Genomic DNA, 21711 nt, shown 5'->3' with positions numbered 1-21711 from the left:
AAAGACATTGATAAACAGGTCGATGAGATGGATGAAAAAATTCAGCAATGGCACCGCTCTTCAGAGACGAGTAGAAAGCTTGCTGAAATCCCAGGAATAGGTCCCATCACTGCCACGGCATTGGTGGCATCAATTGGCGATGCTAAGAACTTCGATAACGGGCGTCAGCTAGCTGCATGGCTAGGGCTTGTTCCGCGACAGCACTCCAGTGGTGGCAAATCAGTGCTTCTAGGCATCAGCAAACGGGGCGACACTTATTTACGCACACTATTGATTCATGGAGCAAGAGCAGTGATCCGATTTGCCGAAGCTAAGCCATCGACTAATGGGTGTTAAACAGCGCAGAGAATTTTCCACTTCAATTGAAATTCAGCGTCCAGGTAATTTTCGTCGATCCAATAGCCGCAAGGGCTTCTGTGAATCTCTCTGGAAACGCCCCGCGCTGACAACTGGAAAATTTACGACGCTGTTTGACACATATCCTTGCCACGTTTTTGCGACTGCTTCACGTCGCGTTTGAACTGGCCGGAATAGTCAGGCTGACGCATTAAATACCAAGCTGTCCAAACAGATCATCAGCATCTTTAGCGTGGTACACATCTTCACCGCGCTCGCTCTTTACCAATGTTATTGCCGTCGTTTTGTTGGGCGTGCGCATATCGAACGGCAATGCCTTTTCCTTGGCAATTTTGGTCAACGCAATACGCACCACGTCAGACACAGTAAGCCCCATACCAGCCAGCACGGCAGCGGCTTCGTTTTTTAGCGTTTCGTCTATCCGCGCCCGGACAAATGCCGTTGCAGCCATGATTAATCTCCTATGAATAAGTTTTATTGTAGCTCAAACAAGCCACGAATGCTAGCGACTCATACTCGGTGCGTTGTCCCGCTCGATCTTCTGCGCCTTCTCCTGCACTTCCTGCACAATTTCTTGCTTCTTCTGTAGCAGCTTAACTGGCTCACGCCCTTCCAGCTTCTCCCACTGCTGGCGGTACTTGCCAAGCTCGGTAGCTTGACGGTCGCCTGCGGCGCTGTAGGCATAGCGGGCGGTGCGCTGCGCGTAGTCGTTCCAGTCACGGGCTTCTTCCTTCGGTCTGGTGGCCGGTGCGCACTGCTTTACCACATTTGCAATCTCGCCTTGCTGATAGCCTGTGACGCGCAGGCGAACCGCAATCATCGAGTCCACGCGCGATAGGTCAATCGCCCCGCCACGCTGTCGAGCAATCACATCCTCATAGTGTTTTTGGTAGGCTTGCGCCACGCCACCGGCTGGCGCGTCAATCTTGATTTCCGCTTTTGGTTCGCGCTCTTTTTGCTGCGTTTTTTGCTGTGCCAACTTCTGATATTCCGCATCAATCTCGCGGGATACATGCAGTGTCTTGTCACACTCGCGCTTTTCCGCCTTGAGTAATTTCACCTCTGGAAAAGTACCATCGTCGCGCCGGTGTTTCAGCTTGCGATTCTGATACGATGGTGCGCGGTGCGGGTGGATGCAGCCCGATAATTTCGGGTCGCCGTATTCCTTGTTCAGTCGGTCACTGAGTCGGTTGCCCACATCACGATCATGGGCAGTTCCGAGCTTTGGCACTGTCACGATTGCCTGGTAATTTCCAGGACTGCTTTCCAGTATAACCGCTGGTTTGTAGCCATCTGCAATGAACTTATCGAGCTTGGCGCGGTTCATGTCGTCAATCAAAATATGGTGCTTCGATTCAGACAGTGGCGTGTAGTAAATATTTTCTCCCCGCTTTTGCAAGCGTTGCATTTCCGGTGTGCGCTGCGCCATGTCATCCGGCGTAAATCCCTTGGTTGTTAAACAGCGCAGAGAATTTTCCACTTCAATTGAAATTCAGCGTCCAGGTAATTTTCGTCGATCCAATAGCCGCAAGGGCTTCTGTGAATCTCTCTGGAAACGCCCCGCGCTGACAACTGGAAAATTTACGACGCTGTTTGACAGGGTTGAGTTTAAAAGCCATATTTAACATGGAAAACGGTTAATCTAATATATTTGTGTGTTGCCGCTGACCGGAACTGTAAGGTATGAAGTGATGGGACTGTTTCAGATGCAAATCAACATATCTGTATGGCTTTTAGGTATTCACGGTTATCGAGAGTAAGCCAGTTCTGTGTGTTTTAGGCGCAGAGCATTGCCAATGACCGAGACCGAGCTAAAGCTCATAGTCAGCGCTGCTATCATGGGGGACAGCAGCCACCCAGTCATTGGATACAGGACTCCCGCCGCAATCGGAATCGCTAGCGCGTTGTAGAGCAGAGCGAACCAGAGATTCTGCTTCATGTTGGTCACCGACGCTTCGGAAAGTAAACGCGCAGTTGCCAAAGCGCGCAAGTCGCCCTTGATTAAAGTGAGCTGGGCACTGTTCATTGCCACGTCCGTCCCTGTGCCCATGGCAACGCCGACATCCGCTTTGGCCAGCGCCGGAGCATCGTTGATGCCGTCTCCGGCCATCGCCACGATACGTCCTTCTTTTTGCAATTTCTCGACGAGGATTAACTTGTCGGCAGGTTTGACTTCACCATGCACTTCGTCGATGCCCAAGCGAGCACCAACGGCTTTGGCTGTTGTTAGGCCATCTCCTGTGGCCATCACAATGCGAAGGCCGGCCGCCTTCAAGGTAGCCAAGGCTTCGGGTGTGCTCTTCTTGATTGGGTCAGACACTACCAGCAACCCAGCCAGCTTCCCATCGACCGCAAGAAACATCACGCTTGCGCCTTCACCACGCATGCCTTCTGCCTGGGTCATCATCGGTGAGACCGAAACGTTGACCTGCTGCATGAACGCGCTGTTACCAAGTGCAAGCTGATGCCCTGCAACTTGAGCGCGCACTCCTATGCCTGATGCAGACTCAAAGTTTTCTGACTTGTCTAGTTTTAAGCCACGCTCGTGAGCAGCCTGCACAATAGCATTGGCGAGCGGGTGTTCACTACCTTGGTCCAAGCTCGCAGCCAGACGAAGAACCTCGTCCGCTTCAAATCCAACCGCCGGAACCGTTCGATCAAATACGGGGTGGCCTTCCGTCAGCGTGCCTGTCTTGTCAATGATGAGCGTATCAACCTTGCGCAGGTTCTCGATCGCTGCGGCATCGCGAAACAGCACACCGCGGGTGGCTCCTAGACCAGTAGCGACCATGATGGACATTGGCGTGGCCAGCCCCAATGCGCAGGGGCAAGCGATGATTAGAACCGCTACTGCGTTGACTAATCCGAAGACCCAGCTCGGCTCAGGTCCAAAAAATCCCCATGCGATGAAAGTCAGAGCGGATATGGCCAAGACTGTAGCGACAAAGTAACCAGCCACGACATCTGCCATTCGCTGCATCGGTGCCTTGGAACGCTGAGCTTGTGCCACCATCTGTACAATCTGGGACAGCACCGTCTCGGCCCCCACTTTTTCGGCGCGAATGACCAAAGCGCCGCTGGTATTGAGCGTTGCACCAATCACCTTGTCGCCCACCCGTTTGCTTACGGGCACGGGCTCGCCTGTGATCATTGATTCATCGACGGCGCTGCCGCCATCAGTAACGGCTCCGTCCACGGGGACCTTTTCGCCAGGGCGAACTCGCAGCGAGTCGCCCACGTGGACATCGCTCAGGGGCACGTCTTCCTCGCCGCCATCTGCGCGGATGCGGCGCGCTGTCTTGGGACTCAAGCCAAGCAAAGACTTGATCGCCGCCGAGGTCTGGGACCTGGCCTTGAGCTCCAACAGTTGCCCCATCAGGGTGAGCGAAATGATCACCGCCGCAGCTTCAAAATACACCGCTACGCGTCCCATGGAAATGAAAGATGTTGGAAATAACTGGGGTTCGACCGTGGCGACTACGCTATAAATAAACGCGGCACCAGTCCCTAAGCTAATCAATGTCCACATGTTCAGACTTCGATTCAGTACAGACTGCCATCCGCGAACAAAGAAGGGCCAGCCGGCCCACAATACGACCGGTACCGCTAGAACCATTTCAACCCAGCTCTGAGTGACCATATCCATCAAATGTAAAAGATGACCGAACATAGCCAGCACGAATACGATGACTGTCAACGGCAGCGTCCACCAGAATCGACGTGAGAAGTCACGAAGCTCAGGATTGTCATCTCCCTCCAGCGCGGGCAGTTCAGGCTCTAGCGTCATGCCGCATTTTGGACAGTTGCCAGGGTGGTCCTGGCGTACTTCGGGGTGCATCGGGCATGTGTAGATCGTGTTCGGCGTGGCAGCAACCAGCTTTGGAACCGCTCTAACCGCTAACGCTGGAACCTTATATCGCTGTGGATCGGCGGCGAACTTGTCCTGGCACTTGGCACTGCAAAAATAGTAGGGTTGCCCCTCGTGGTCAATGTGATGCTGAGACTTGTCTGTCACGTCCATGCCGCACACAGGGTCTTTAATCGGAGCAGAAATTGGATTCATGGGTTCACTCTCAGGTAGGCGGTAGACGACGATCTATTAATTACTTGCCCTTGCGCTGAATGATGATCCACAACGCGAAGACAGCGATGACTGCAACTAGACATATTGCACCCCATGGGCTAACGTATCCACCCATCCAGCCACCGTCCCACATGCTGCCCTGCATCATTGAACCCTACGCCAACGCGCCTCTACGTTGTCCAGCGGCGCGATCACAATTAACAAAGTAGTCCAGTTTTTCATATTCAATCTCGATTCAGCAAAATTTAGAACTTCCGGATTCTCGAACTAGCGGTCTGAACTAAGTACATTGCTCGTCATACCGCGAGTGGCTTCATCAACGACCGCCTTCTAAACAAATTACTTCGCAGAACAGTCGCAGGCGGTTTTTGTATGCTTTTGTGCGGTGTTGCAGCAGTCCATTGCAGTCTTTGAACTGGTCTTGGCGTCACTCACCTTGTTTTGGTCGTGGCATTCAGCTGCTTTGTGGTGGTGCATTGCAGCTGCCTCGTGATCGCTGGCAGCCTGTTTGTGTAGAACACTCGCTTCGTTGGTATGTGTCATGGTGTATTTTCCTAAGTGGGAGAAGTCGACGAACCGAAAGACGGGATGAAATGACTGAGCGTTCGCCCGATCACCGTACGTTCCACTGTATGTCTGCAAATCGGATTTAACAGTGCGGTATCGCACGCAATATCGAATAAACACTGCACACAGGTATTGGCTAGGATATGGGAGCTATTTTTATTCAGTTATCGAAAGCACCCAAATCTAGTCTCTTAACATGGTTGGACATTAGCAGCGAATTAATCGCTTGATAACCAATCTGAGCCAGTAATGTAAATATTCGGTGCGCGCCAACACCAGTAACTTCAACTGCACCAGTCGGTGCGTCTGTATCTGATTAATCCCCGCGGCCGATGTGACCTCAACCAATGTTAAGTTCCGTCGAGATGCTTATGGCCTGTTAACAATCAATAAAATGTGTCTACATTCGGTATTTGAATAACTGAGTACCGAAGATGCAAGAGATCAGGAAACTATTGGGCGATGACCAATGGGAGAAATTATCCCCGCTATTGCCGGGCAAGCCGAGCGATCCCGGGGCGATCGCGCAGGATAATCGTCTATTTTTTGAAGTGGTGCTCTGAATCGTACGTACGGGTTCGCCGTGGCGGGACTTGCAGTCTGAATTGGGCAATTGGCACACGACGTACATGAGGTTCAAGCGCTGGAGTGAGTCGGGTGTATGGCAGCGCTTGATCGAAGCCGTCAGTGGTGATCGTGCTTTGGAAATGCTGATGATCGACAGTACGGCTGTACGTGCGCACCAACATGCGGCTGGCGCCCAAAAAAAGAAGGGTATCAAGCGATAGGTCGCTCGCGTGGTGGATGGACCAGCAAAATTCACGCGGTTGTCGATGCGCACGGCAATCTAGTGCGCTGACTGTTGACTGGTGGCGAGGTGGCCGATATTACGCAAGCCAAACCGCTGCAGGAAGGTTTGAAAACCGATGCGGTACTGGGCGACAAGGGCTACGATGCCAACGATCTGATTGACAGCATTCACGCCAGCGGTGCGACAGCAGTCATTCCGTCCAAGCGCAATCGCGTGGTTCAGCGCGACTTTGATCGGCATCTGTATAAAGACGGTAACTTGGTCGAACGTTTTTTTAATCGAATCAAGCAATTCCGACGCATCGCAACACGCTATGAAAAACTGGCTCGTAACTACTTGTCTTTCCTTAACTTCGTTTGCGCTTACATCTGGATCGCTTGATTGTTAACAGCCCCTAGTATAGAGCAGCGAGCTTTGAAGATAACTGTGCTACAACGCACAGACAGGTCTCATAGATTTTGACATTATAGTTATACGAAACGTGGGCAACAAGCATTGACCGCACCTGTGTCGCTACCATTCATAACAGATAACAGACTTTTTCGCTTTATCGAAACAACATTCCTGTGAATGCCGAAATGCATCTAACTGAAAACATGGCGAAGAATTTGGAGGAAATGCGATCCATCAATCGGGGAACTGTAATCTCGGTTCATGGTAGTGTAGTGGACGTTCGTTTTGATAGCCTCCTGCCACCGATCCATACAGTTCTTCATGCAAATGAAGGGCGCATCATTCTCGAAGTGCTGACCCAGCCCAGTGCGACCCATGTTCGTACAATTGCGTTGACTCCCACCCAAGGTTTGGCTCGCGGTATGGAGGTGAAAGACACTGGTGGGCCATTAAAGGTACCAGTTGGAAAAAATATTCTCTCCCGTATGTTTGACGTGTTCGGCAATGCGATTGATGGCCAGCCCGCGCCCTTGGATGTGCAATGGAGATCAGTGCATCGGGCACCGCCGCCGCTGGCCGGTAGGTCAAATAAATCCGAAATTTTTGCGACTGGCATCAAGCTCATTGACGTGCTGGTGCCGCTTGAGCGAGGGGGAAAGACCGGTTTGTTCGGCGGAGCGGGCGTTGGTAAAACAGTCATGCTTACTGAAATGATTCACAACATGGTCGGCCACCAGGACGGTGTCAGCATTTTTTGTGGAATTGGCGAACGTTGCCGCGAAGGCCAGGAGCTTTACCACGATATGAAAGAAGCTGGCGTACTGCCCAACATGACCATGATATTCAGCCAGATGAATGAACCGCCGGGTAGTCGTTTTCGTGTAGGTCATGCAGCGTTGACGATGGCCGAATATTTTCGGGATGACGAACACCGTGATGTACTTCTGTTGATCGATAATATTTTCCGGTTCATCCAAGCTGGTTCGGAAGTATCAGGTCTGATGGGGCAGATGCCTTCGCGCTTGGGTTATCAGCCGACCATGGGGACGGAGTTGTCAAGCCTGGAGGAGCGCATAGCCAACACGGATGGCGGTGCCATTACATCTATTCAAGCAGTGTATGTACCTGCTGACGATTTCACCGATCCTGCCGCGGTGCATACATTTTCACATCTGTCTGCCTCTATTGTACTGTCGCGCAAGCGGGCCAGCGAAGGCCTGTTTCCAGCCATCGATCCCCTGCAGTCGAGTTCCAAGATGGCGACACCCGGGATTATAGGCGAACGACACTACGCATTGGCACAAGAAATCCGACGCACATTTGCGCAGTATGCGGAACTCAAGGACATCATTGCGATGCTTGGTCTCGAGCAGCTTTCGCCAGAAGACCGAAAGGTTGTTGCCCGCGCACGTCGCCTGGAACGTTTCCTCACGCAACCATTTTTTACGACCGAACAATTTACCGGCCATCAAGGGAAATTGGTGAGCTTGAAAGATGCGTTGGATGGATGTGAACGGATTTTACGTGACGAATTCAAAGACATGCCTGAAAGTTCGCTATATATGATCGGTGCGATAGAAGAAGCAATTGCAAATCAGAAAGTAGATAAGCCAGTCGTGACAGTACCACACCTGCATCCTGGCTTGGCATCAAAATCGACGGCCGAAGGTGAATCTGATGTGGCGACCACAGCATGAATCTCAAGATCCTTTTACCGTTCAAGATATTCGTCGACACCACAAGCGTCATGCGCATTGTGGCTCAGATGCCAGAGGGTTCATTTGGGCTTCTTCCACATCGACTCGATTGTGTTGTAGCGCTGGCGCCAGGGATATTCATCTACGAAACCTTAGCCGATGGCGAGGTCTTTGTGGCAGTCGATCAAGGCGTGCTGGTCAAGGCTGGCACGAATGTCCTTGTGTCGGTGCGCCAGGCAATAGGTGGAACCGATCTTGCGCAATTACGAGATGCTGTTGAGCGGGAATTTTTGACCGTGGGTGTACGCGAGCAAAATGTGCGCACAGTCATGGCGAAATTGGAGACTGGATTCTTGCGAGGCTTTGCCAATTTTCACCATGAATAATGAACCCGGAAAAATAATTAAAGTACCGCCAACTCTGGCCGACGAGGTTGGTGCGAAAGCACGACGCAAGCTCAAGGCGAGTGGCAACAAGAATCAGGGTGTCTGGTTTGGTATGGGTATGATGGGATTGATCGGCTGGTCAATAGTTGTTCCCACGCTACTAGGTGCGGCGTTGGGACACTGGTTAGATCAGCGCAATCCAGATGGGCGCTCATGGACCTTAGCGTTACTTGTGGCTGGTCTGGTGCTTGGTTGTTTCAACGCGTGGCACTGGGTCGCTAAGGAGGAGATGGCAATGCGGGAGGAAGATGAGGCTGGCGATGAATGATATCTTGTCACTGGCAATTGCATTGATAGCTGGCGTCGGTTTCGGCGGTTTCTTTTTTGGTGGCCTTTGGTGGACTGTTCGCCACGCTATGGCATCGACACGGTCAGTAATATGGCTTTCAGTCAGCTTGCTGCTGCGCATGGCTATTACTTTGATTGGTTTTCATTTTGTGACGAACGGTCACTGGCAGAGGCTGCTGGCATGTGTACTAGGATTTCTCATGGCACGCACCTTGGTGATGTACTTTACGCGATCAACTATTGTTTCGCTTACTCAACCAGTGGAGAAGTCCAATCGTGCGACTTAGTCCTGATGAAATGATCTTCTGGCAATATGGTGTTCTCAAGATCAATGCCACCATTGCGTATACATGGGGGGTGATGTTGATATTGGTAGTTGGTTCAAAATACATCACCCGCAGATTGTCTATCGACATGCGGCGGTCGCGCTGGCAAAATCTGCTTGAAATCATTATTACCACCATCAACAAGCAAATCGTGGACGTTGGCCTGCGTAATCCGAGGAAATATATCGGTTTTTTGGGGACTTTGTTCCTGTTCGTTGCGACTGCTAGCTTGTGTACGATCATTCCGGGCTACGAACCACCGACGGGTTCACTCTCAACTACGACAGCACTGGCTCTATGCGTGCTTGTGGCAGTGCCTATGTTCGGTATCGAGGACCAAGGAATCGTCGGCTATCTGAAATCCTATATAGAGCCGACCATCATCATGCTACCGTTCAATCTCATCAGTGAGCTGTCGCGCACGTTGGCGTTGGCTGTCCGCCTGTTTGGCAACATGATGAGTGGAGCGATGATTGTCGCTATTTTACTCACTATCACACCTTTTCTGTTCCCGATCGTGATGACTGCATTGGGCCTACTTACCGGTATGGTGCAAGCCTACATTTTCTTTATTCTGGCTGCGGTTTACATCGCCGCCGCCACACGTGTTCGCAAGCGCAAGATTGCGCCAAAGGTTGACCCACTTCTGCCACCTATGGTGGATGCCAATGATTAAAGCAAGTAAAAGAAGGAACTACCATGGATAGTATGACCATTATCGCAGTGGCATCAATTGTCATCGCTGGCCTCACCACCGGATTCGGTTGCCTGGGACCGGCATTGGCTGAGGGTAGAGCGGTTGCCACTGCACTTACAGCGCTGGCGCAACAGCCCGATGCTTCTGCCACCATCACACGCACCTTGTTTGTCGGTCTGGCAATGATTGAGTCCACTGCGATTTATTGCTTTGTTGTGTCGATGATACTCATTTTCGCTAATCCATTCTGGAACACTGTGATCGCCCATGTTGCTGGGAAATAGTCATGCTGATTGATTGGTTCACCGTCGGTGCACAAACACTCAACTTCCTGGTTTTGGTTTGGTTGCTGAAACGGTTTCTGTATAAACCCATCTTGGATGCCATTGATGGGCGAGAGGCAAGCATCGCAAAAGAACTGGCTGATGCTAACGCAAAACGAGTCGATGCTCTGGCGGAACAGGATGAGTTTCAGAAAAAGAACGCCTCGTTCGACCAGCAACGGTCAGAGCTACTTGAGCAGGCCACAAATGATGCGAATACTGAACGTCTGCGTTTGATCGACGCCGCGCGGGCGACGGCAGAAGCTTTGCATACCAAGCAACAATTACAAATGGAAAGTGAAGAACATAATCTGCATGAGGAGATCATTCGTCGTACTCACGAGGAAGTTTTTGCCATCACTCGAAAAACGCTGATCGATCTCGCAGATACGAAGCTGGAGGAACGCATAACCGAGATGTTCTTGCACCGCCTGCGCGCACTTAACGACGGGGACAGAGCCAGTCTGGTCGTCGCAATGAAAGGCATATCCGATCCGGTACGTGTGCGCAGCGCCTTCGATCTGCCAAAGGTGCAAGAAACTGCACTGCAAATGGAACTCAATGCGCTATTGAATTCCACCGTGAACGTCCATTTTGAGACCGCGCCAAAATTGATCAGTGGGATTGAATTAAGCATCCATGGTCAGAGAATCTCATGGAATATGGTTGACTATATCGACCAAATGGAAAATAGCATCGCTGCATCTGTGATAACGCAATCTAAACTGGAGGTCACCGCTGAAGTTGCGATACCTGAACCCTCAGCCGAGCATTCAGTGGCTTTGGGCGAGGCGAAAAAATGAGCGCGTTGCCCAATCAGTTAAAAGTGGCTTTCGATCAGGCATTTTCCGGACTAATTGTGGGGCGGGACGCTTTCACGCAGCAACTTGTCCCGCGAGAAATGGGCTTAATCACCAGCGTTTCCAATGGTGTAGCCCATGTTTCGGGTCTTCTTGGTGTCGGCTATGAAGAGCTGGTGAAATTTCAAAGTGACGTGTACGGTATTGCATTCAACGTCGACGAGGATGAAATAGGTATTGTGCTGCTAGGCGACTATTGGCAATTACATGCGGGTGATGACGTCGAACGCACCGGCCGCGTCATGGACGTAGCTGTCGGAGATGGTTTGCTGGGGCGCGTCATTGATCCACTTGGGCGGCCACTTGATGGTAACGGTGCAGTGGTTTCTAGTCAACGATTACCAATCGAGCGGGCTGCAGCTGCCATCATGGACCGTGCTTCGGTGACTGTACCTCTGCAAACGGGCTTGAAGGTGATAGACGCGCTCATACCGATTGGACTTGGCCAGCGCGAACTAATACTTGGTGATAGACAAACAGGGAAGACAGCAATTGCTATCGACACTATTCTCAACCAGTTGGGAAAGAATGTAGTTTGTGTATATTGCGCGATTGGTCAGCGTGCCTCTGCTGTAGCAAAGACAGTGGCTACGTTGAGGGGAAAAGATGCACTGGATTACACGGTTGTCGTCGTGACAGATGGAAACGACCCGCCCGGTCTTACCTACATCGCGCCCTATGCGGCGACCAGTATCGCAGAGTATTTTATGGAGGTTGGACGCGATGTGCTGATTGTATATGATGATCTCACATTGCATGCGCGGGCCTACCGCGAACTGTCTCTTCTACTACGCCGACCACCTGGACGCGAGGCGTTTCCAGGCGATATTTTCTACATTCATTCGCGACTGCTTGAGCGCGCCACGCATCTTTGCGAAAAACGGGGAGGTGGTTCTCTCACTGCAATGCCCATTATTGAAACCCAGGCGCAAAATATCTCAGCTTATATTCCGACCAATCTGATTTCGATTACGGATGGTCAAATTTACTTGTCGCCTTCACTATTTGAATTAGGTATTCTTCCTGCTGTCGACGTAGGAAAATCGGTTTCCAGAGTTGGGGGCAAAGCGCAGAGTGCTGCCTACCGGGCGGTAGCAGGTGATCTCAAACTCGCTTATGCCCAGTTTGAGGAGCTAGAAACCTTCGCCAGGTTTGGTGCTCAGCTTGATGAAAACACATCGGCAATTATTGAGCACGGATTACGGATTCGCGCTTGCCTCAAACAGCCCGAGTCTGCACCAGTTTCAGTGTCTTCACAAATCGCTGTGTTACTTGCCTTGACCGGCAAGCTGTTTGATACTGTCCCGCTTAACCGTATGAATGACGCAGAGCATGCCGTTCGCATGGCAGCTCCAAGCCTGCCCTCAGCCGTAAGCGCACGATTTGAAAGTGCAGATACTTTGAGCGGAGAGGATAGGGCCTGTATACTCCAAATAGCTCGTACAGCACTCATTGAATTTCAAACTGTGCCAGACAGTAATGAATCAAAAACAAAAAAATTGCAAGAATTGGAAAACGAAAAAGTAAATGCATTAAAGAACGACAAATTGAAATTGAAACCCAAGGTTGCTGACGAGACGCTGCCATGAGCGATACCATGACAAGTCTGCGCCACAAAATTGACAGCGCTGCAAATCTTCAATCCGTAGTGCGTACAATGAAGGCTGTGGCTGCGTCCAGTATTGGACAGTACGAAAACGCCTTGCGTTCGCTCGACGACTATTATCGAACCGTACAATTGGGATTGACTGCCTGTCTTCGTCAGAATGCACCAGCTGTTCCATCGTCAACTCTACAAAAAAAAGCAGACGGAATAGGCGCAATCGTGTTCGGTTCTGACCAGGGACTTGTCGGTCAATTCAACGACGTGATGGTGGACTTTGTGGACACTACCCTGGCCTTGCTACCAGGGAAAAAAATGGTATGGGCTGTTGGCGAACGCATTGAATCACGATTAGCCGAAACCAAGATGGTTGCTGAAAGAAGCTTTTCATTGCCCAATTCAACGAGCACGATTTCGATTCTGGTTGGTGAGATCTTAATCGCAATTGAAGCCATACGTGAGCAGGGTTCCGTTACACAGATATACCTATTCTACAATCGTCGTATTTCTGGATCAACTTATGCGCCAGTTAGCCGACGACTTTTGCCATTTGACGATGTTTGGCGACGCGATCTTGCCGTCGTTGATTGGCCCACCAAGAATTTGCCTGAGATCATGAATCAAAAAAATGAAGCGCTGCTTGCCTTCGTGCGCGAATACCTTTTTGTGACTGTGTTCATGGCATGTGCCCAATCCCTGGCGAGCGAAAATGCTAGCCGTCTGTCAGCGATGCAACGTGCAGAGAAAAATATTGAGGAATTACTTGACGATTTGAACCGCAGTTTTCATCAACAGAGGCAAAGCGGCATCGACGAGGAGTTGTTTGATGTCATTTCCGGTTTCGCGGCATTTGTAAAATCTTAGCTTGAATTGGTCAAGCCGGAAAGAGGAGGAACTCCTGAAACACCTCGAAATCTGATTGATATGGTGGGAGTGCTGAGTCTATGTCAGTTGTAGTCAATTTATGTTTGCTGGCGTACTGACGCCATTGAATTTACCTCATATATTCAAAAGAGTCGTGCTAACACCGTCATAGACAAATGACGAGTAAGCGGAATGTAAGCAGGTGCCGCTAACTTGCGGCGTAATGTTGAAGAGAACAGGAAATCGCCATGAACGCTGCACAGCAACTTCACCAGTTAGGACAAAGCCTTTGGCTCGACAACATCACACGCGATTTGCTAGAAAACGATACTCTGCAGCACTACGTGAATGACCTGGCTATCACCGGGCTTACCTCCAATCCGACAATTTTCCACCACGCTATCCGCGATACGAATTTATACGATGAAGCAATTCACGAAAAATCGCTCAGCGTCAGTTCAATTGAAACCCTGTTCTTTGACCTTGCGCTTGAAGATTTGACGCAAGCAGCCGATTTGTTTTGTCCTATACATGATGCAACAGCTGGTATCGACGGCTGGGTGTCTCTGGAGGTATCGCCTTTGCTGGCAAATGATGCTGCTGGCACAATACGCGAAGCAACGCAGTTGCACGCACTTGCGCAGCGAGAAAACCTGTTCATCAAGATTCCGGGTACGCCTGCAGGGCTCGTTGCTATTGAAGAATCTATTTTTTCGGCTATCCCGGTTAACGTCACATTGTTATTTTCGCGCGCGCAATATCTGGCAGCGGCAGATGCGTATATGCGTGGTATCGAAAGACGAATTGCTGCGGGACTTGATCCCATGGTCGGCTCCGTTGCTTCAATTTTTGTCAGCCGCTGGGATGTGGCAGTCAAGAACAAAGTGCCTGCCGATCTTGCCAATCGTCTGGGTATCGCTATAGCCGAACGCATCTACTGTACCTACCGGGAACTGCTAGTCACTCCACGTTGGCGAAAACTCAGAGCCGCAGGTGCTCAAGAGCAGCGTCTGCTTTGGGCAAGCACTGGCACCAAGGACGCTGCGGCATCCGATACGCTGTATCTTCAGGCACTTGCTGCACCCGACACGATCAACACCATTCCCGAAAAGACCTTACTCGCTTTTGCCGATCATGGCAAAGTAAATGGCAGCATGCCCGCGAATGGCGGTGATGCAGAAAAAAAACTCGCCGTTTTTGCGGATGCCGGTGTAGACGTTGATTCGCTTGCCACTCAGTTGCAACATGAGGGGATCGAATCTTTCTATAAGTCATGGAACGATTTGATGGCGGTGATTGCATGCAAGAGTAAAAGTTTTGTCAAAACCAGCTCCAGCCGCATATGAGCTTAAAAAAAACAATATTTCCGCCCCGCAGGCTACTTGTCGATCAACCTGCCTGGCATAGCCTAGAGGTGCATCATCGACAGATTCGCGATCTGCATTTGCGGCAACTATTTGCAGACGACCCGCAGCGCGGCGAGCGATTAGCTGCTGAAGGCGCTGGCCTCTATCTCGATTACTCAAAGAATCGCGTTACCGAAGAAACTATCAAACTGCTGCTGCAGTTGGCCGACGAATGTGGTTTGGCTACACGGATTGAGGCAATGTTCAGTGGTCAGCAGATCAATGTAAGCGAAAAGCGCGCCGTGCTTCATGTCGCATTACGGGCACTGGCAAGCGAACGAATTGAGACTGAGGGAGTGGACGTAGTACCGCAGGTACATGCTGTACTGGATCAAATGGCGGCTTTCTGCGAAAGCGTGCGTAGCGGGGACTGGCTTGGTCATACTGGCCGGGTGATCCGCAATGTAGTTAATATCGGCATCGGTGGTTCAGATCTCGGCCCGGTCATGGCTTATGAAGCGTTGCGCCACTATAGTCGCAGGGACATGTGTTTTCGCTTTATTTCCAACGTCGATGGTACAGACTTTGCAGAGGCGACTCGCGATCTCGATCCAGAAGAAACCTTGTTCATTATTTGTTCAAAAACATTCTCAACACTCGAAACCCTGACTAATGCCTATTCGGCCCGCACTTGGTGTCTGTCAAAGTTAAAAGATGAGAAGGCAGTTCAACGTCATTTTGTCGCTGTATCTACTAATGCGGAAGGCGTTGCGGAATTTGGTATCGATACGGCAAATATGTTTATTTTCTGGGATTGGGTGGGAGGCCGCTATTCGATGAATTCAGCAATAGGCCTGTCAACAATGCTTGCCATCGGCGCAGAAAACTTTCGCGCCATGCTTGCCGGTTTTCATGCTATGGATAGCCATTTCAGGAGTGCACCGTTTGATCGGAATCTACCTGTACTCATGGGCATTCTAGCGATTTGGAATAATAATTTTCTGGGCGCAGAGACAATCGCCACACTGCCCTACGAGCATTACCTTAAGCGGTTTCCTGCCTACCTGCAGCAACTGACGATGGAAAGTAATGGCAAGCACGTTAAGCTCAGCGGTGAACCCGTCGAAGTAGCTACTGGGCCAATTTATTGGGGGGAACCTGGTACGAATGGGCAGCATTCGTTTTATCAACTGATCCATCAGGGAACCAGACTGGTACCATGTGATTTCATCGGTTTCTGCCAACCGCTTATCGCCTTGGGACGCCATCATGACTTGTTGCTGGCCAATTTGTTCGCGCAAACAGAAGCGCTGGCATTTGGTAAAACAAAGGAACAAGTTGAGGGAAAAAACACCCCTTCATGGCAGGTGCCACATCTCATTTGCGAAGGAAACCGACCGACTAATACCATCCTGGCCGAACGCCTGAGTCCGGAAACGCTGGGGCAACTGGTTGCACTGTACGAGCATAGTGTCTTTACCCAAGGAGCCATTTGGCAGATTGACTCCTTCGATCAGTGGGGTGTTGAACTGGGAAAAGATCTGGCGCAACGAATTATCCCTGAACTTGAGAGCACGAATGAGCCTAAGCTGGATCACGACAGTTCCACCAATGCCCTGATCAGGCGTTACCGGCGACTTCGCGGAAATCAACATGATGAAGCTTAGCCCATTGGCCGGCAAACTGGCACCAACGTCGATTCTGGTGGATATTCCCAAACTCGTAACAGCCTACTACAGCGCGGTGCCAGATCCAGCCGTGGCGGGACAGCGTATTGCATTTGGTACATCAGGTCATCGTGGTTCTTCTTTCGACAACAGCTTTAATGAATGGCATGTACTCGCAATCAATCAGGCAATCTGCGAGTACCGCGCTGGTCAGGGCATCAGCGGTCCTCTTTTCCTTGGGGTTGATACCCATGCGCTGTCGGTACCAGCTTATGTTAACGCGATAGAAGTACTTGCTGCGAACGGTGTCGAAATCATGCTGGCCGAGCAAGACGAATACACGCCCACACCCGCAATCTCGCTGGCGATTCTTACGCATAATCGCGGCAGAACGATGAGACTGGCAGATGGAATAGTGATCACGCCGTCACATAACCCGCCTGACAATGGCGGCTTCAAGTACAACCCACCGAATGGTGGTCCGGCAGATGCCGATGTCACTAATTGGATTGAGGCGAAAGCCAACAGCTTTCTCGAACAGGGGCTTAAAGGCGTCAAACGCATGCGCCTCGATAGAGCGCTGCATGCCGCCACTACGCACAGATACGACTACCTTGCCGCTTATGTCGACGATCTCGACAAGATAATTGATATGAAGGCAATTCGCGGCGCAAACCTTCGTCTTGGAGTTGATCCGCTCGGCGGCGCCGGCGTGCATTACTGGGCAAGAATTAGCGAGCAATACAATTTGAACCTGAGTGTAATCAGCGACGAAGTCGATCCAAGCTTTCGCTTCATGAGCGTCGATTGGGACGGGCGTATACGTATGGACCCTTCATCGCCATATGCCATGCAACGTCTGATAGGATTGAAGGATTGCTATGACATTGCTTTCGCATGCGATACTGACCATGATAGGCACGGTATCGTCACGCCAGGTGCAGGATTGATGCCGCCAAATCACTATTTGTCGGTCGCCATTGATTATTTGTTTCTGCATCGTCCACTATGGTCGAAAGGCGCAGGCGTCGGCAAGACCGTCGTCAGCAGCCAGATGATTGATCGTGTGTGTGCCCGTTTGGGACGTAAGCTGGTTGAGGTGCCGGTTGGCTTCAAGTGGTTTTCCGCTGGTCTGTACGAAGGTTCACTCGGTTTCGGCGGTGAAGAAAGTGCTGGTGCATCCTTCTTGCGTCTCGATGGTTCGGTTTGGACAACAGATAAAGACGGCCTGGTGCCTGCACTCCTTGCAGCAGAAATAATGGCGAATACCGGACGAGACCCAGGTGAACAATATCGCTTGCTGACACAAGAATTCGGCGACCCGGTTGCTGACAGGGTTGAGGCGTCCGCCACACCGGCGCAAAAAGCCATGTTGCTGAAGCTCTCACCGCAGCAGCTTCACTGTACCGAGCTTGCTGGTGAAAAAATTAAGTGTATCCTGACCAAGGCACCGGGCAACGATGTGGCGATTGGTGGCTTAAAGGTCACCTCGGAAGGCGGCTGGTTTGCGGCACGCCCGTCTGGTACTGAGGACATCTATAAAATTTATGCAGAGAGTTTTCGTGGTGAAGACCATTTGCAGCGCATAGTGAAAGAAGCGCAAGCGATTGTGGATGCTGTATTGGCGTCAGGAAAAGATGACGCGTAAAAACCACCGACGGGATTTGAAACCCCAGCGAGGTGAGATAGAAACACAACGGACAACGATTTAGTCAAAATTCAAGTGCTTAAGAAGAAACTATCTACCGAAGCTGAGTTGCAATTGCTTCAGCGCAAATCCTTTAGCTATTTCATGCACGAAACCAATCCCAAAAATGGACTGGTAATCGACAAGAATGCGCCGGATTGGCCCGCCAGCATTGCAGCCGTTGGCCTTGCATTGGCCGCCTATCCCGTCGCAATTGAGCGTGGTTTTATTTCAAGGGATTCAGCAGTTGAGCGTGTTTTGACAACTTTGCGCTTTTTCTGGAACAGCCCGCAAGGCCCTGAGGCTGACGCTACCGGGTACAGGGGTTTCTACTATCATTTTCTGGACATGCAAACCGGTCGGCGTGCCTGGGAATGTGAGTTATCAACTATTGATAGCGCGTTTCTGTTTGCCGGTGCATTGATGGCTGGTCAATATTTTGATGCAACAACGGCTGACGAAAGCGAGATTCGTTCGTTAGCCGATGCACTATATTTGCGAGCAGACTGGCCGTGGTCGCAGGCAGACGGCGCCGCAGTTTCCCTCGGATGGAGGCCTGAAAGCGGGTTTCTACCATATCGCTGGAAGGGTTATGACGAGGCACTGCTGCTTTACATTCTTGGACTAGGTTCACCAACCAATCCACTGCCTTCAAGCAGCTATACTGCCTGGTCGTCTGCCTATCAATGGGAGCACAGCTACGGGATCGATTATCTATACGCCGGCTCCTTGTTCACCCATCAGTTGTCGCACATCTGGGTAGATTTTCGAGGTATCCAGGATGCGTTCATGCGAAGCAAGGGTACCGACTATTTCGAGAACAGCCGACGCGCAACCTAAGTTCACCAACGGTATGCCATCGACAATCCTCATGGCTTCAAAGGATATAATGATAGTTGCTGGGGTATTACGGCTAGCGATGGCCCTGGTCCAGCGATCATTGAGCTCGACGGGGTCAAACGCGAGTTTTTCGATTATGTGGCACGCGGGGTACCACATGGCCCTGACGATGGCACAATTGCGCCATGGGCCGTGGTGGCGTCGTTGCCGTTTGCTCCAGAGATTGTACTTCCAGCCATTGATTACTTTTTATATCAGCTTGATTTGACAGGCAGTCATCCGTATGGTTTCAAGGCAACCTACAATGCCACTTATCCTTCCAGTAAACTTAACCCACACGGTTGGGTGTCGCATTGGCATTTCGGTATCGATCAGGGTCCGATCATCCTGATGGTGGAAAATTATCGTAGCGGACTACCGTGGCGCCTGATGCGAGACTGTCCATACATTGAAGCAGGTTTGCGGCGCGCAGATTTTACGGGTGGATGGCTAGAGTAGATTTCCTTCGAGTAGCAACGCCGCTACACGTCGACAGACATTTTCTACAGAAAAGCCGTATTCGCGCATCACTACGTCGCCACTTGCGGATGCGCCAAAATGATCTACTGCGAGCACCTCGCCTCGATCGCCCACGTACCGATGCCACCCTTGCGCCACACCTGCTTCGACTGCGAGTCTAATCTTTAATGCCGGTGGCAAGACCACGTCGCGGTAAGCACGTGGCTGTTCGTCGAACAGCTCCCAGCTTGGCATCGAAACAATGCGAGCTTGAATATTCTGATTCAGTAGTTGCTTCTGCGCTGCCACTACCAGCGCGACTTCTGAGCCGCTCGCAATGAGGATAATGTCTGGTTTACCATTTGGGGCTTCGGCCAAAATGTAAGCACCACACCGTAATCCGTCGGCAGAGGAAAATTTTGTTCGATCCAAAGTGGGAACGTCCTGACGCGTCAATATCAGCGCCACGGGCCGGTCGGGAGTTTCGACCGCTACTCGCCAGGCCACTGCCGTTTCATTGGCATCGGCCGGGCGTATCACAATAAGGCGTGGAACTGCGCGCAGATTCGCCAATTGCTCAACCGGTTGATGAGTAGCACCATCCTCGCCTAGCGCAATGCTGTCATGTGTGAAAACATATACCACGTGTAAACTCATCAATGCGGCAAGGCGTATCGCAGGACGCATGTAATCAGAGAAAACCAGAAAAGTCGCGGCAAATGGCAAACTTCCACCGTGGGCAGCCATACCGTTTATGATGGCACCCATTGCATGTTCACGTACACCAAAGTGCAGATTACGACCAGCAACGTGCCAGCCGCCGCCGTTGGAACCCTGGTGGTCGCTGGAGTCCAGATCGGCAGGCTGGAAATCACCAAAACCTGTTAGTGCGGTATGAGTCGATGGGTCGAGGTCAGCAGAACCGCCTATCAAAGCGGGAAGATGCGGCGCGATGGCATTCATGACCTTGCCTGAGGCCACACGCGTGGCCATACCTTTGGCATCTGCCGTGAACTGCGGAATGTCCTGATCCCAGCCTATTGGTAAAGCAGCACTGCCGTTTTCCATCAGTTGTTGCAACTCGAATGCCAGTTCAGGGAACATCGTTTGATAGGCAGAAAAATGATCATGCCATGTTGCTTCACTTTGTGCACCGGAAATGGTCGCTTCAAGAAAATGCAAACGGGCCATCTCTGGTATCTCAAACATTGCATCTTCTGGCCAGCCAAGTTTGTGCTTGGTCAGGCGCAACTCTTCTGTGCCGAGAGGTGAGCCGTGTGCCTCGAATGAATCCTGTTTGTTGGGTGATCCATATCCAAGATGCGTATGCACCAGTATTATAGAAGGTCGTCTAGTTTCGGCGCGTGCGGCCTCTATCGCCAGCGCTATCGCTGCCAGGTCATTACCATCTTCGATCGATTGTGTATGCCAGCCATATGCCTCAAAGCGGCACGACCTGTCCTCGGTAAACGTCATGTCGGTGCTGGCCGAAAGAGTCGTATAATTATTGTCGTATAAGCAAACTAGCTTACCCAGTTGCAGATGTCCAGCTAGCGATGCTGCTTCTGCCGCAATGCCCTCCATTAAGTCGCCATCGCTCACAATCGCGTACGTGAAATGATCGATTACCTTGAAGCTGTCGCGGTTGTAGCGTGCGGCGAGATTCGCTTCGGATAGTGCCATGCCTACAGCATTGGCAAGTCCCTGACCGAGCGGCCCGGTTGTCACTTCAACGCCTGGCGTCAGTCCCCGTTCCGGGTGACCTGGTGTGATACTACCCCAGCGTCGAAACTGTTTGAGTTGTTCTAGCGGTAGTGCGTAGCCTGTTAGGTGAAGCAAACTGTAGAGTAACGCCGAGCCATGCCCCGCCGAAAGCACGAAACGATCTCGGTCGAACCAGTGCGGATTGGCTGGATGGTGCTTGAGGAAACCAGTCCACAGCACGTAAGCCATTGGTGCAGCACCTAAAGGCAGACCAGGATGACCGCTATTCGCATTCTGTACTGCATCGACCGAGAGAAAGCGCAGCGTATTGACACACAACGCATCAAGCGCCGAAGGGTAACTGAATGCATGCATGCTATTTAACTCCTGGTTGCTATTTCTTTCTGGAGCTTGTGCGCTCTGTTCACCCTGGTCAGTACGGTAACGTACGCAGGATCCTGATTAATCCCGAGACACCAAATCGTGCTAAGCGCTAGCAGCGCCGGTCCGAAAATGTATTACGCCTTTTGTGTGCCATCGCACAGAACTTGATGGTCTTTTCTTGTATAAGAGGAATTACTCATCGCCAAGCGCGTCTTCAGTTGTGTATCAAGTTTATGCCTAGCCGTTTCCAGTCCATCAACTGCTTTTTC

Annotated in this window: 17 protein-coding genes and 3 pseudogenes; 15 read left to right on the top strand and 5 right to left on the bottom strand. The window is 51.1% G+C overall.

What is annotated here, in order from left to right:
• Positions 1-327, top strand: a pseudogene (locus AAKU64_RS17420) (transposase); the annotation flags it as partial.
• 220 nt (positions 328-547) lie between these two features.
• Here the strand turns inward: AAKU64_RS17420 and AAKU64_RS17415 are convergent.
• From AAKU64_RS17415 to AAKU64_RS17400, 4 genes are all read right to left on the bottom strand, one after another.
• Positions 548-808 carry a type II toxin-antitoxin system RelB/DinJ family antitoxin gene (locus AAKU64_RS17415; protein WP_323492483.1) on the bottom strand — a complete coding sequence of 87 codons (261 nt, stop codon included), beginning with the start codon at positions 806-808 and terminating at the stop codon, positions 548-550.
• Positions 809-859: 51 nt separating this feature from the next.
• Positions 860-1837, bottom strand: coding sequence for a RepB family DNA primase (locus AAKU64_RS17410; protein WP_323492484.1), 978 nt, complete (start codon positions 1835-1837; stop codon positions 860-862).
• 267 nt (positions 1838-2104) lie between these two features.
• The gene (locus AAKU64_RS17405) at positions 2105-4420 is read right to left on the bottom strand and encodes a heavy metal translocating P-type ATPase (RefSeq protein ID WP_354362542.1); all 2316 of its coding nucleotides are present in this window, start codon (positions 4418-4420) and stop codon (positions 2105-2107) included.
• 360 nt (positions 4421-4780) lie between these two features.
• The gene (locus tag AAKU64_RS17400; RefSeq protein ID WP_354362541.1) at positions 4781-4984 is read right to left on the bottom strand and encodes a hypothetical protein; all 204 of its coding nucleotides are present in this window, start codon (positions 4982-4984) and stop codon (positions 4781-4783) included.
• A gap of 458 nt (positions 4985-5442) precedes the next feature.
• On the opposite strand from AAKU64_RS17400, the pseudogene AAKU64_RS17395 reads away from it, so the two are divergent.
• From AAKU64_RS17395 to AAKU64_RS17330, 14 genes and pseudogenes are all read left to right on the top strand, one after another.
• A pseudogene (locus tag AAKU64_RS17395) lies at positions 5443-6200 on the top strand (IS5 family transposase).
• Positions 6201-6397: 197 nt separating this feature from the next.
• Entirely contained in the window at positions 6398-7909 is a 1512-nt protein-coding gene (gene atpD / locus AAKU64_RS17390) for a F0F1 ATP synthase subunit beta (RefSeq protein WP_323492485.1), read from the top strand.
• The gene (locus AAKU64_RS17385) at positions 7906-8295 is read left to right on the top strand and encodes a F0F1 ATP synthase subunit epsilon (RefSeq protein ID WP_323492486.1); all 390 of its coding nucleotides are present in this window, start codon (positions 7906-7908) and stop codon (positions 8293-8295) included. The genes atpD and AAKU64_RS17385 overlap by 4 nt, the downstream gene beginning before the upstream one ends.
• Positions 8288-8623 (top strand): AtpZ/AtpI family protein, encoded by a 336-nt coding sequence (locus AAKU64_RS17380; RefSeq protein ID WP_323492487.1) that lies wholly within the window; start codon positions 8288-8290, stop codon positions 8621-8623. The genes AAKU64_RS17385 and AAKU64_RS17380 overlap by 8 nt, the downstream gene beginning before the upstream one ends.
• Complete coding sequence (locus tag AAKU64_RS17375) at positions 8616-8930, top strand: N-ATPase subunit AtpR (RefSeq protein WP_323492488.1); 315 nt, start codon at positions 8616-8618, stop codon at positions 8928-8930. The genes AAKU64_RS17380 and AAKU64_RS17375 overlap by 8 nt, the downstream gene beginning before the upstream one ends.
• Complete coding sequence (locus AAKU64_RS17370) at positions 8920-9645, top strand: F0F1 ATP synthase subunit A (protein ID WP_323493116.1); 726 nt, start codon at positions 8920-8922, stop codon at positions 9643-9645. Before AAKU64_RS17375 ends, AAKU64_RS17370 begins: the two co-directional genes overlap by 11 nt.
• Positions 9646-9668: 23 nt before the next feature.
• Positions 9669-9950: a F0F1 ATP synthase subunit C gene (locus tag AAKU64_RS17365; RefSeq protein WP_323492489.1), complete on the top strand. Its 282-nt coding sequence runs from the start codon at positions 9669-9671 to the stop codon at positions 9948-9950.
• A 2-nt stretch (positions 9951-9952) separates the two neighbouring features.
• Entirely contained in the window at positions 9953-10792 is an 840-nt protein-coding gene (locus AAKU64_RS17360) for a F0F1 ATP synthase subunit B family protein (protein WP_323492490.1), read from the top strand.
• Positions 10789-12438, top strand: a complete 1650-nt coding sequence (locus AAKU64_RS17355) for an alternate F1F0 ATPase, F1 subunit alpha (protein ID WP_323492491.1) — start codon at positions 10789-10791, stop codon at positions 12436-12438. Before AAKU64_RS17360 ends, AAKU64_RS17355 begins: the two co-directional genes overlap by 4 nt.
• Positions 12435-13316 carry a F0F1 ATP synthase subunit gamma gene (locus AAKU64_RS17350; protein ID WP_323492492.1) on the top strand — a complete coding sequence of 294 codons (882 nt, stop codon included), beginning with the start codon at positions 12435-12437 and terminating at the stop codon, positions 13314-13316. The genes AAKU64_RS17355 and AAKU64_RS17350 overlap by 4 nt, the downstream gene beginning before the upstream one ends.
• Positions 13317-13564: 248 nt before the next feature.
• The gene (gene tal, locus AAKU64_RS17345) at positions 13565-14662 is read left to right on the top strand and encodes a transaldolase (protein WP_323492493.1); all 1098 of its coding nucleotides are present in this window, start codon (positions 13565-13567) and stop codon (positions 14660-14662) included.
• On the top strand, positions 14659-16329 hold the full coding sequence (gene pgi, locus AAKU64_RS17340) for a glucose-6-phosphate isomerase (protein WP_323492494.1): 1671 nt from the start codon (positions 14659-14661) through the stop codon (positions 16327-16329). The genes tal and pgi overlap by 4 nt, the downstream gene beginning before the upstream one ends.
• Positions 16319-17977, top strand: a complete 1659-nt coding sequence (pgm, locus tag AAKU64_RS17335; protein ID WP_323492511.1) for a phosphoglucomutase (alpha-D-glucose-1,6-bisphosphate-dependent) — start codon at positions 16319-16321, stop codon at positions 17975-17977. The genes pgi and pgm overlap by 11 nt, the downstream gene beginning before the upstream one ends.
• A gap of 144 nt (positions 17978-18121) precedes the next feature.
• Positions 18122-19354 (top strand): annotated as a pseudogene (locus AAKU64_RS17330) (glucoamylase family protein).
• On the opposite strand, the gene tkt reads toward AAKU64_RS17330, so the two are convergent.
• Positions 19346-21433 (bottom strand): transketolase, encoded by a 2088-nt coding sequence (gene tkt / locus AAKU64_RS17325; RefSeq protein ID WP_323492495.1) that lies wholly within the window; start codon positions 21431-21433, stop codon positions 19346-19348. The pseudogene AAKU64_RS17330 and the gene tkt overlap by 9 nt on opposite strands.
• Between the last annotated feature and the right edge of the window lie 278 nt (positions 21434-21711).

The sequence above is a fragment of the Undibacterium sp. GrIS 1.8 genome (assembly GCF_040544445.1).
Classification (GTDB): domain Bacteria; phylum Pseudomonadota; class Gammaproteobacteria; order Burkholderiales; family Burkholderiaceae_D; genus Undibacterium.
Note: the sequence above shows the minus strand (reverse complement) of the source record. Positions and strands in the feature narration are given on the sequence as shown.